We start from the raw sequence: 11,671 nt of genomic DNA, 5'->3' as shown, positions 1-11,671 counted from the left end.
TCGCACTTAAGAGCGGATAAGCGCTGTTTGAGTTTTTCGCTTTGCCGGAATGGAACCTGGCGAATAAATGAACCAAGCCCAGCGTTTGCACATAACAATCGTCGCGCCAGCGTGCAAAGACGCGTTAACTTTATAATCCCCCCTTGCCAGCTGCCGGTCAGATAAGCATGGTAACGTCAGTTATTATCACTTATGGTATTTGGTCATATTCAAAGCGGCATTCATTGAGCTTTTTAGTCGCTTGGTATTCCGCACGAGCGAATTTGTCGATGCGCCCACGCTCAGAGATAAGATGCAGGTTTTTCCGTGCACGAGAACCGATGACATAGAGCAGTTTCATCGCGCTATCTTGCCCGTTCTGGTCATTTCTGTTTGGCAGCATGTTCTCCAGGAGCGCATAGGCAATGACGGTATCGAACTCCGCCCCTTTGATGCCGTGGATCGTTGATATCGTGATGCCGGTTCGACTCTGAAAAACCTTCCTGAAGGTGGCAATGTCACCGATCATTTCAGTGCCTTCCTTCTTCAGTCTTTCGATCCTTGCCTGCGAGCTTTCGAAGAATGCCTCGTAATGCTCGTGAAGCTGCGTGAATGCCTGAATGTCGAAAGCTAGATTCGAAAACAGCTTATCGAAGAAGAACCTGAGATAAACCAGCCCATCCGTAGCATCAATAGTGATGGCATTACACTCTCTCAACAAGCTCTGCCTCGTGAGCATGGATACGTTTGCGCCTACTCCCTCAAGATCACTGAGAACCTCGCCAGCCCAACGTAGTCTGCGCACGTACATGCCTGGAGACGCCTGTGTAAGTGCGATCCTTGATAGCTTGTACCAAAAATTATCTGGATCTCGCGCGAACGGCACCATGCCGGGGCCGTCAAACTCATACTCGGGCATGCTCGCGACCAAACGGCGCGTCATGCTCGCCAGGTGCATCCACTGAGGCGCGAGGATGCAAACCTCATGAGGAGGAATGCCAATTGTCTCGATATTGAAGCGGATGAGCCGGATTAACTCATCTTCCAGGCTGTCTTTGTTCACCGAATCATTGAGCGAAATCAGGCTGGGGTATGCCTTGTCTTTGGATGCGGCCTCGATACGCGTGTCGTATATGTTGTAGTTTCCGAAGTAGTTGATGATGCGTTCGGAAGAACGGTAGTTCTGGGAAAGTTCAAGCTCCGCTAGCTTGATGCCAGCCATTGACTGGAACTCCTCGAAGGCGATTGGGTACCCGCCGAGTGATTCATAGATGGCTTGATTTGGGTCACCGACAATGAAAGCTTTCGTTCCCTGACCCGCTTTCAGAATGGACGCGATGATGGAGTACTGAATGCGCTTCGTATCCTGATACTCATCGACTAGTATGAAGGAAAATAGCTGCCCGAGAATGGCGCTGATCTGAGGCTGCGCTGCGATCAACTGATAAGCGTAGTAGAGAATCAGTTCAAAGTCGATCTGTCGGGTTTCCCGGAGATAGTCGAAGTATTGCTCCAGGATTTCAGCGAGCCCTGCGTGCTTCCAGTCTTGCGGGCACGAAATTACGTAACCCTCATCGGTAAAGAAATACTCACAGTCCCAGATGGTGATTTTGGGCTTCTGATAAGGTTGGCACAGTTTCTCCAACACCTTTTCGCGCTCATGCAGGTCAATGACTCGAAAACCGCGATCCAGCGCTTCGTGGTAGATGCCATAAGGCTTCAGTATCCATTCGAGACAAAATGAATGGATCGTGCCTATCCAGAGCTTGGATGTATCAACCCCGAGGTTTTCGATACGCTCATGGATCTCGTCTGCGGCGCGATGGGTATAGGTGATCGCGACGATGAACTGCTTGTTCGACTCCAACTGCGACAATTCATAGGCAATTTTGTAGGTGAGCGTGCGTGTTTTTCCGCTGCCAGGACATGCTATGAGAAACACGCTGCCAGGCTCGCGGATGGCAGCATCTTGCTCAGGATTCAGATCCCCTTCATCCCATGTGAACATAGCTAGAAGACCTCAAGTACATCGTTGATACGATCATCAGGAAAACCCGCGAACATCTCATTTTTAATGTCGACGAAGTCGATGTCGCCATTTTTAAACAGCTGTAACTTGGTTCTAAATTCAGCCAGTGTTTCAGGGTTTACAAATGGATCGTCCTCTTCTATGAAGTTCATTCGATAGCTAAGGATGTTGAACCAGACTTCTTTTTTTACTACCGGATGGGCAAAAGCAATGGCGTCGAGTATGTATCGAGGAATAGCTGTATGAGGATCAACTTTTTTTCCGAGCAAAATGGCAAACCAGCCTTTCCCCTGATTTTCCGCCATAGTCAGAACACGTTGACCGTATCGGGTTATATCCTCGGATTTAAGACTTGCCTTAGCTTTTGCGATAGTTGGCACGTCGGTGTAAACATTAGGAAGTACCGCTATGACTTTACTGGCGTTCCCAGCGGTTACGAAATCAACTTCAAACGTGTGAGGAGCGAAGAACGGCGCTATCCAGTTATTATCATTGCAAAAAGCTTCCAGTTGCACTTTTCGCGCCAAGCCTTTTTTCTCGGATGCCTGATACTTTGCCTTGCGCTTCGCTATCGCCTCGCCCTCACCGTCCACCGCTTCAGTGTTAATAATAGATTTGTCCAGATCCGTGACGATACTGCACCGCTTGCGAATACGGTCATCATGAAACAGGACGGCAACGTTCTGAAAACCGGTGCTACGGATGTTGATGAGACTGATGCCAAGCTCATCTAGACTGATGCCTAACACTTTCTTGACCAAAATTGGGATCAGAATTTCTTCAGCATCGCCTTCCACCAAGATGACACTCTTGGCAAACAGCAGGTTGCTGCGCACGGCATCAAGATAGCGCTGAATATTACCGATCTCCTCAGGTTGCAGCCCAGAAGCGGGCTGGTAGGCTTCGCACCGCCCCCCGTCCCTTCCGAGAATATTTACGTTCTGAACATTGCTGATTTCAGAGATGTGGGTCGAATGCGTCGAAAAGATGATCTGTGTGTCTTCATAATTGAGCCTGTCGAATAGCGTTTTCTGAATATGTGTGTGTATGTGAGCTTCCGGTTCCTCTATCAACAGAAAGTTTGCAATTGTCTGTCTGGCTTTCCTGTACTTGAACTCCAACAACTTGAGAGTAAGGAAGATCAGATTAGCCCCGCCCAAGCTTAAATCCTGAATGGGACCTTCATGTTCTTCGCCGGACTCTCCGACGAACAGCTTGAGAGACTGAAATAACTCATCGGCCTCTTCGGGAAGATCAGATTTAATCGACAGAGAGGAGGGAGAGTACGCCTCACCTGCAGCATCCTTGATGGTGCTGCGGATGTCGGTGCGCACATTTTGCACATCAGGAAGAGCCTCAATTGAATCATTGAGCTCTTTTACCTGGTCGGTGATAGCGGTAAACAACACGGGGTCAATATCACCACTCTTGCTCTTCAGCAGGGTCAGTAGAGGGTTGGTTCTGTTGTTGTGAAACTCCGCTACAACGTCCCGTAATGCTTGGACGAACGTAAACGAAATTTCTTTGGAAACAGAAAGCACACTTGGGATTTTGGCGCCAATGCACCGAAACTCCGTTTCCTTGTTAAACCTCACGTTCTGGAAGTCACCGACAACCTGCCTGTAGAAGGTTTCATCATTGAAGTCCGCTTCGCTGCGCCCCGTGAAAATCGTCTCGTAGTCGTCAATAGTTACCGGGCCGAGAATAGCGTCCAAACCAGCATGATCTCCTTCATCTAGTTGGGAAAGACGCAGCCTGATTTCCTTCTTCGGACGAAAAATAAGATTATAGGTAGCCTTTCCAACATTTTCTTCTTCAGCAAGCCCCGTACCGTGTAGAAATAAAGCCTGGACTGCTTCATCTGCAGAAATCTCTTCGAACTCCAGGCTGATGATGATCCAGTGTCCCTGCCATCGCCCCAAACCGCGATGGAAGTCACTTTTATCCAACCGGTAGGCCGAACGAATCATATTGTCATCAAGCAAGAGCCTGATGGCTCTGAAGAGATTTGTTTTTCCTGCGCCGTTTTCACCAATAATTGTGTTGGTACCTTTATTGAACAACAGCTTTGTATTGGCGAAGTTTCTATAGTTGAGCAGGCTGAGCTTGGATATATGCATGGAGGTCTCATTATTTAGAGGCCTGCCCTACTTGTCAGTTGGCTTTCCTCATGGAATGTAGAGATTCAAGATACTACTAAAAGTGCATTGGCCAAAGCTGATATTATCAACATGTTGAGTGGAATCAATATCTCTGCAGGTGGCTGCTTCTTTAGCGATCTAGGTAGCGTTTTGATGTGGTGCACCTTGACCGCTGATGCAATCGCGATATGCAATATGGTTAAAGTACATTTGCATTTCCAACCCATCTTCGGCCAGCGGAAAGCTGCATTGTGCAAAACAACCCTGCCCATCCAAATAATTTCAGATAGATATTATTTCCATGAACTCCCTGCATCCTTAATGGATTGCGGGGCTTTTTGTTTTTTCCTGAGATCTCCGTATGCATAAACTTGACCACCTTCAGGCCATTGAGAAACCGCTGGCTTCACTCCCCCATAACCTTCGAAATAGTATTATTGAACGTATTCGCAACCTTACGCACTACGAACCGGTCATCGGGATCATGGGCAAAACAGGTGTGGGAAAATCGTCGCTCTGCAATGCGCTGTTCCATAGCGAAGTTACGCCCGTCAGTGATGTCAACGCCTGCACTCGTGATGTGCTTCGATTCCGCCTGAACCGCGGTGACCATAGCATGATACTGGTAGACCTACCCGGTGTAGGTGAGAGTGAACGGCGGGATAGAGAATATGAATCTCTGTATCGCCGTATTCTTCCTGAGCTGGATTTGATTCTGTGGGTCATCAAAGCTGATGATCGTGCTTTCTCCGTCGATGAACGCTTCTACCGGCGAGTGATGACGGGTTACCAGCAGCGGGTACTGTTTGTCGTTAACCAGGCTGACAAAATCGAGCCATGCCATGAATGGAAGACCACCAGCAATACGCCTTCGCCAAATCAGTTAGCTAATATCGAGGCCAGGCTGAATTCCATTCGTCAGTTATTTTCACTGTACAATCCGGTGTGCGCCGTCTCAGCCAGGACAGAATGGAATCTACCGTCAATGGTCGAAATCATGATGCGTTGCCTGCCTGACCGTGCCACCAGCCCTCTGGCGACGCAACTGCACGGGAGGTTATGCAGTGAACCGGTAAAAAAGCAGGCACGTGAGGGCTTTGGCGATGCGGTGGGAGAGGCGTTTGATTCTGCGGAAGCTGCATCATTTATTCCCGCACCACTAAAAGCGGTCATTCGTACCGTCCGCGAGGCCGTGGTATCCGTTGCCCGTGCCGTCTGGGACTGGATTTTCTTCTGAGTTGGCGCACCTGCCGTTATCTTCGGGACATACCCTGTCCGTTCTGACGTTTTATAATCTATCGAATTTGGTATGTTTTCTCTCTACGCCCCGTCACGGTTGATTTCGGCAACAGTAAAAAATACGTCTTCTTGTGTCCATTCCCTGTCCCACCTCATCGTTAAAATAACTGTTTTATTTTCAGCTAATTATCTCACTGGAGAACCTGTCTCATGATTCAGGCTGAACGCCGTCATGACCGGCTTGCCGTCAGGCTTTCGTTAATTATCAGCCGTCTGGTGGCGGGCGAAACGCTAGATTTGCGAACGTTGGCAACTGAATTTGGCGTGTCGGTTCGCACCCTGCGCCGGGACTTTCGGGAACGGCTGATGTATCTGGATCTAGAGTATCGCAAGGGTCAGTGTCGCTTGCTGTCCGGCGGCCGCCAGAGAGAGCTGGCGGTGATGACATTTGCCCGCCAGTCGGGCGTTGAAGCACTGTTTCCTGGTATGGATAACCATCTGGTCGCTTCACTGTTGAGCGGTCCTGGTGAGTCTCCCTGCCTTATCTGGCAGGGAGTTGCCCAAGCGTCATCCCCAGACTTGGGCGTGTTCACACGACTGGTGAGCGCAGTATCGGAACACCGGAAGGTGACGCTACTAGGAAGCGGTTGTCGCTGCACAGACCTTGCTCCCTATCGCTTGGTTCTGCGTGAGGGAGAATGGTATCTGACGGGTGAGCATCAGGCCCGGATTGCCGTTTTTCCCCTGACTGATATTCGGGCGGTCACGCTCCACAACGGCAGCTTCGCTCCAGATATAGCGATGCGCGACATCCTCTCTCACCCGGATTTTCTTCAGGCTTTACCCCACTTTCGCTTTTTCCATTCATTGCTTGTCGTAACTGACGGCGGGCTTATACCTCAGAAGGAATAATCACAATGAAATTGCTTACCACTACAGTGCTGGCCGCCAGTTTTTGCCTTGGTGTTGTGTTTCCGGCTGACGCTGGAAACACTGTCGGCACAGTCAAAGCCTGGCAATACATGCAGGCTGACGGCTGGAAATCCGCCGATGGCATGGATGACAATAAGCTGCACAACATGCTCTATCAAGCCAGCGTGATTGATAACTACCCGTGGACGAAACAGTTTCTGCTACGTGTCCGTGGCGGCGGTGCCATTTTCCTGGCCGACAAGAAAACCCACACCATTCGCCAACTAAAACTGAATCCACTTAGCGGTAATTACAACGATATTGAAACGGTCTACCAGGGAGAGAATAACGGAAATGGATGTTATTTCGCCATTATTGATAACAAATTCTGGGCAAGAGACGAGGCCGAGCAGAATGTTCTCTATGGCTATCCTCGCGTCGATAATGTGGAAAACGAGCTGGCTAAAATCAGGCAGCAATTCAGCCCACAGGTAGTTATGGTCATGCCGGATAACTGTGTGAATAAACAGCAACAAGCGGCGCTGGCGGCTAAACGCTCAGAAGAGGATCGGAAACTGCAGCAATGGGTAGCGCAACAAAGCCTGGCGGAATTGTGTCGTCGGACGGGCAACTGCTGAGACAGTACCCGAAAGAAGAGTAAATAGACCAGTAACGTCTTCGGACCGGGCTTCAGATAGCTATCCCACTGAGTAATTTCTCCGGGCGACACCGGGGTTTCACAGATAAGGAAATCATGTTTTCGCAAAGTCGGGGTGGATACTGCGGCTTTTGGCAAGCTGGCCTAGCTGGTCCCATTTTATCTGTGGCGGCGGGCTAAAACGCTTGGGCAGAAACCCACGTATTGCTGGGTCTGGTTGGTGATGTTGGTACTGATCATTCTGATCTGATGTTAGTTAACGTCTGACAAGAATATATCAGGGGATACATGGATTTATTACAAATAATGCAGACTGCAAAAAATTCAATTTACTGATTTAAGGACAGAATTATGCGTCTACCTCACGCAGTGCTGATGGTGTCAACTCTGGTGTCAGCAACAACCGCTCAGGCCATACCGAATATGTGGACCAGTGGTTTTGGTCAGGGTGTAACAGAATACCTGATCACCAATTCGGAAAATGTCGTTTTTAACCTTAACTGCACTATGAACCCAGATGAGCAAAATATCTTGCAACATCACGTGCTCATTGAGCTGCCTGACGGTACTGGTGCAGATTCACGCGATGATAAAACTGCAATAACGGTTGTGAACGATGACCAACAGTTTCCGTTACCCTCTTCGCTGGGGTGGCGAAATGGGGACAACGCCTGGATCCAGTTTATTGATGCCCTTGGTCACGCCGCAACGTTCGATGTTTATGTTAATGATAAAAAAGTAGGGAGCTTTACTCCCGGTATTAAGAATACGAAAAAAGAGCTGGATGACCTTAGCGGGTGCAGGAATACCGCTGGTTAACTTTCTTTATCAGCAACCAATCGATCATCTTACGGGCCATGCCTCCTTCGGGAAGCATGGCCTTTCGTTTTTAATCTCCGAATAAGGACTTTGTAGTGTTACGCCAGCCAGACCTCGCGTGAGCCGTCACCATAAGCGCTCACTGACTTTTATTACCTCCCTCCAACGTACAGGCCCCTCGGTTTTTCCGGTGGGGCCTTTTTTGTTATTTATTTCATTTATAAGGATATTTTTCATGAATACACATTCTACCCCGCCTACGGCCTCCTCTCAGACAAACACACTGACCGCCACTGCTGTGCCAAACCGCCAGCGGCTCCGTTTCTGGCCACAGCACTTTGGCAACATACCGCAATGGCTCATTCTGGAGCCGCACGTCTTTGGCTGGATGGATCGCCTGTGTACTGATTACAACGGGGGCTCCTGGCACTTTTATACGCTCAGTAACGGCGGGGCCTTTATGGCTCCAGAAGGCGATGAGCGGTGGTCACTGTTTAACGGTATGAATGGTAACTGTGCCGAGATGAGTGCTGAGGCCGCAGGGATCACCGCCTGCCTGATGGCCTTCAGCCACCACGCTTGCCGCACTGAGAGCGAAGCGATGACCGAACATTTCTACCGCCTGCGGGAATACGCACTGCATCACCCCGACAGCCGTGCCATTTTCTCCCTGATTGACTGAGCAACAAGGTACTCTCACCATGAAGATAACGTTATCCCCAATGGTGGCTGAAATGTCACCTGGCGAACAACGTACCATCCGACGCGCCCTGAACCTGCTGGCAAAACAGTTACGGGAGCCCGGAGTGGCGTTCACCTCCACCAGCGTGACCCGCGACTGGTTGCGCCTGCATCTGACCGGGCTGGAACGTGAAATATTCGTCGTGCTGTGGCTCGACAATCAAAACCGTCTGCTGGCTCAGGAGACGTTGTTTACCGGCACCATCAACAGTACCACCGTTCACCCCCGTGAGTTGGTGAAGTCTGCCATGAAGCACAATGCGGCGAGTGCTGTACTTGCGCACAACCATCCCTCCCAATTAGCTGAGCCTAGTCAGGCAGACAGAAACATCACCGACAGGATCAAGACCGCGCTGGAATTGGTGGATGTGCGAGTGCTGGATCACCTGGTTGTCGGAGGACTGGATATCGTCTCATTTGCCGAACGTGGCTGGCTGTGAGGAGTACAAAATGATCACCACTACACCGCTTTTGCGTTTTGGTCTGCAATGCAGTTCGGCCCATATCACCGAAGACGACAACGTAGTGCTGTACCGGATTTCTCATTGTCACGATGAGTTTAGTAACGGTGAGTGGATCTCGTTCTCGGGCACTGGCTATCAGATCCGTCTGGATGCGTGGGCACACCCGATATTGCAACTCAAACGGTTGGGGCTCTCCAAACCCTGTCGCCGTTTGGTCACCACTCTGATGAAACGCTATCAACTGACCCACCTACATATTGATGCGCTGAGTGAGGTCTTGCCCGGTTTTACCACCTTCAGTTGGTAATGACTCGCCACACCAAAGCCTGTCTCATTCTCTCATCCACGACACACACCAGCCTTATTGCGGGACAGTGCCTATTTCAAGGAAACTTAACGATGACCGATAGTAAACCTGATACCCCCTCCCAGGGTGCTGATATCACCCCACCAGCCTGGGGACTAAAACGTATCATCACACCTCAGTTTGGTGCTCGCCTGGTACAGCAAGGCCACCAACTGCATTACTTGGCAGACCGTGCCGATATCGTGGGGAAGTTCAGTGATGCCGAGTTGCGTCATCTCGACCAGGTATTCCCGCTATGGCTTCAGCAGTTGGAGTCGATGCTGATGTCTGCTGAACTCAATCCCCGACAACAACACTGCGTCACACTCCATGCGAGCGGACTGACACTCGAAGCCGATACGTTGGGCTCCTGCGGGTACGTGTATATATCTATCTATCCAACATCAGCTACAACTGCATAAAACGGCTTTCCCTCACCCAAGTATTCACGCTTTTTCCAACCTTCTATCAGGATAACAATCATGCAAACTGTATCGGTTACCCCGAAACGGGCAGCACCGTCTTGCCCATCACCCATCGCGATCTGGCAGGTATTGCTGACCCATCTATTGCAACAACACTATGGTCTGGCACTGGAAGATACCGCCTTTAGTCACGAGGGTGTGATCCAAGAGCATCTTAATGCAGGGATTTCCCTGGCGGATGCGCTGAATTTTATCGTGGAAAAATATGAACTGGTCCGTATTGATCGCACCGGTTTTAGTATCCGTGAACAATCACCGTTTATTACGCCTATCGATCTTCTCCGGGCCCGACAGGCTACGGGTCTGATGAAACGCCGAGGTTACAAGGCCATCACTCATATCACCAACGGTAAAAACCAACGACAGGGGGCACATCCGTGAAGATCGACCTGAATGTTGAAGTCGACAGTATCCAGGTACTGGGGCTGAACATGGGGAAGATAGCCGTTGCTGTTGATGGTATCGAGCTGGAAGCGTTGATCAAGGCAGTCAATAACCACGGTTATTCCCTGCAAAAAGCCAGTGAACCTGAATACGATAATGTTGTATCGCCTTGCTCATTAACCCTTGAAACCATGAAAAATCAGCCAACGCAATAACTCCCGTAACGCACGATCCCTTCACAAGCATCAACGCTACCCACTGGGTGGCGTCTTGTTTTTATCCCTATCTTAAATAGAAGAAAACAAAATTATGTCGACACTTATTCATGCTGAACCCGAAGTTTTAACCGGCCATACCGAAGTGATTTGTTCAACCAATATTGAACGTATAGTTGTTGGGCGTAATGCCGCTCTGGCGCAAATTGAGTCTATTATCCACCAACTTGAAGATATCTCGACCATGACCAGCAGTATTGGCGGTGGAGTAGCAAGAGACTGGGCTATGCGTCAAGACTTCCGCTGCGGCTGCTGGCTGATGGAAAAAGTAGAAACCGCCATGCCAGTGATCACCCGCAATTTTGATCGCTACCTATGGCGAGACCTGATGAAAAAATCAGGAATGCTATCGATCATGGACGCTCAAGCCCGTGACCAGTGGTATAGAAACCTGGAAGGGGATACTATCCCTACCATTAGCGAAGCCAACATACTCAGTACCTTTGAGCAACTGCATCAGAGCAAAGATGAGGTCTTTGAGCGTGGGGTGATCAACGTATTCAAGTCGCTTTCATGGGATTACAAGTCGAATCACCCTTGTCGGTTTGGCAAAAAAATTATTGTGTCCAATCTGGTGAGTTACAACCAATGGGGATTTACGCTAAATCACAGTTACAGGCGGGATCAACTGGCAGATCTTGAACGGATGTTGTTCCTGCTGGAGGGCAAGGCGATCCCGGACAACCGGAGGGATGTCACCGCTCGGCTATGTGAGCATATCAGCGCCCATCGGCAAAGGGCGGAAGTTTATGAAGATGAGTATTTTGAGATAAAATATTTTATGAAGGGTTCGGCGCACCTGACACTTAAGAAACCGACGTTGATTGATAAGATGAACGATATCATCGCAAAACACTATCCAGGGATGTTAGCTACTTCACGATAATGTTGATTTGCGTAGATAAAATTTACTTACACCAGCCGTTACATAAATTTTATTGCTTGTAACTACCGTTGATAAACTTATCGTAAGCTATTGATTTTTATGGTACGCCCTACAGGGCTCGAACCTGTGACCTACGGCTTAGAAGGCCGTTGCTCTATCCAACTGAGCTAAGGGCGCATTGAAATGCGGATGCGGCAACCGAGGTTGCGGAGTTGGATTATACGGTCAGAGGTTATCGAGTCAATGCCTTTTGACAATGTGACGGCGGCAGAGGTGTTTTATGGCGATTTTTCGCACACAAAAGCTATGATAA

The 11,671-nt window shown here is 49.4% G+C and carries 13 protein-coding genes, 1 tRNA gene and 1 pseudogene; 12 read left to right on the top strand and 3 right to left on the bottom strand.

The annotated features are described in order from the left end of the window. Window positions 1–190: 190 nt before the first annotated feature. Together KGP26_RS06975 and KGP26_RS06970 are read right to left on the bottom strand one after the other, a co-directional pair. Window positions 191–1,987, bottom strand: a complete 1,797-nt coding sequence (locus tag KGP26_RS06975; protein WP_223665197.1) for a UvrD-helicase domain-containing protein — start codon at window positions 1,985–1,987, stop codon at window positions 191–193. Between the two features lie 2 nt (window positions 1,988–1,989). Beyond that, window positions 1,990–4,128, bottom strand: coding sequence for an ATP-dependent endonuclease (locus KGP26_RS06970; RefSeq protein WP_223665196.1), 2,139 nt, complete (start codon window positions 4,126–4,128; stop codon window positions 1,990–1,992). A gap of 382 nt (window positions 4,129–4,510) precedes the next feature. On the opposite strand from KGP26_RS06970, the gene KGP26_RS06965 reads away from it, so the two are divergent. The 12 genes and pseudogenes from KGP26_RS06965 to KGP26_RS06910 all read left to right on the top strand — a co-directional run bounded on the left by KGP26_RS06965 (window position 4,511) and on the right by KGP26_RS06910 (window position 11,358). Continuing rightward, window positions 4,511–5,386, top strand: coding sequence for a GTPase family protein (locus KGP26_RS06965; RefSeq protein WP_223665195.1), 876 nt, complete (start codon window positions 4,511–4,513; stop codon window positions 5,384–5,386). Window positions 5,387–5,598: 212 nt separating this feature from the next. Continuing rightward, window positions 5,599–6,300 (top strand): WYL domain-containing protein, encoded by a 702-nt coding sequence (locus KGP26_RS06960; protein ID WP_050082059.1) that lies wholly within the window; start codon window positions 5,599–5,601, stop codon window positions 6,298–6,300. Window positions 6,301–6,305: 5 nt separating this feature from the next. Next, window positions 6,306–6,938, top strand: a complete 633-nt coding sequence (locus KGP26_RS06955) for a hypothetical protein (RefSeq protein WP_223665194.1) — start codon at window positions 6,306–6,308, stop codon at window positions 6,936–6,938. A gap of 123 nt (window positions 6,939–7,061) precedes the next feature. Further along, window positions 7,062–7,208: pseudogene (locus KGP26_RS06950) on the top strand (DUF4339 domain-containing protein); the annotation flags it as partial. Between the two features lie 101 nt (window positions 7,209–7,309). Beyond that, window positions 7,310–7,777 (top strand): hypothetical protein, encoded by a 468-nt coding sequence (locus KGP26_RS06945; RefSeq protein ID WP_223665193.1) that lies wholly within the window; start codon window positions 7,310–7,312, stop codon window positions 7,775–7,777. 235 nt (window positions 7,778–8,012) lie between these two features. Beyond that, window positions 8,013–8,459 (top strand): antirestriction protein, encoded by a 447-nt coding sequence (locus KGP26_RS06940; protein ID WP_223665192.1) that lies wholly within the window; start codon window positions 8,013–8,015, stop codon window positions 8,457–8,459. A 19-nt stretch (window positions 8,460–8,478) separates the two neighbouring features. Further along, entirely contained in the window at window positions 8,479–8,958 is a 480-nt protein-coding gene (gene radC, locus KGP26_RS06935; protein ID WP_223665191.1) for a DNA repair protein RadC, read from the top strand. Window positions 8,959–8,968: 10 nt separating this feature from the next. Beyond that, window positions 8,969–9,289: a DUF5983 family protein gene (locus KGP26_RS06930; RefSeq protein ID WP_223665190.1), complete on the top strand. Its 321-nt coding sequence runs from the start codon at window positions 8,969–8,971 to the stop codon at window positions 9,287–9,289. A gap of 92 nt (window positions 9,290–9,381) precedes the next feature. Then, window positions 9,382–9,750, top strand: a complete 369-nt coding sequence (locus KGP26_RS06925; protein ID WP_223665189.1) for a type IV toxin-antitoxin system YeeU family antitoxin — start codon at window positions 9,382–9,384, stop codon at window positions 9,748–9,750. Between the two features lie 60 nt (window positions 9,751–9,810). Then, window positions 9,811–10,194, top strand: a complete 384-nt coding sequence (locus KGP26_RS06920) for a TA system toxin CbtA family protein (RefSeq protein WP_223665188.1) — start codon at window positions 9,811–9,813, stop codon at window positions 10,192–10,194. After that, window positions 10,191–10,412 carry a DUF5983 family protein gene (locus KGP26_RS06915; RefSeq protein WP_223665187.1) on the top strand — a complete coding sequence of 74 codons (222 nt, stop codon included), beginning with the start codon at window positions 10,191–10,193 and terminating at the stop codon, window positions 10,410–10,412. The genes KGP26_RS06920 and KGP26_RS06915 overlap by 4 nt, the downstream gene beginning before the upstream one ends. A gap of 94 nt (window positions 10,413–10,506) precedes the next feature. Continuing rightward, a complete protein-coding gene (locus KGP26_RS06910; protein ID WP_223665186.1) occupies window positions 10,507–11,358 on the top strand; it encodes a DUF4942 domain-containing protein in 852 nt (283 codons plus the stop codon). Between the two features lie 100 nt (window positions 11,359–11,458). Here KGP26_RS06910 and KGP26_RS06905 read toward each other — a convergent pair. Further along, window positions 11,459–11,535 (bottom strand) — tRNA-Arg (locus tag KGP26_RS06905). Between the last annotated feature and the right edge of the window lie 136 nt (window positions 11,536–11,671).

Source organism: Serratia sp. JSRIV002, from assembly GCF_019968725.1.
Taxonomy (GTDB): Bacteria; Pseudomonadota; Gammaproteobacteria; order Enterobacterales; family Enterobacteriaceae; genus Chania; species Chania fonticola_B.
This window is presented reverse-complemented; position numbering and strand designations above follow the sequence as displayed.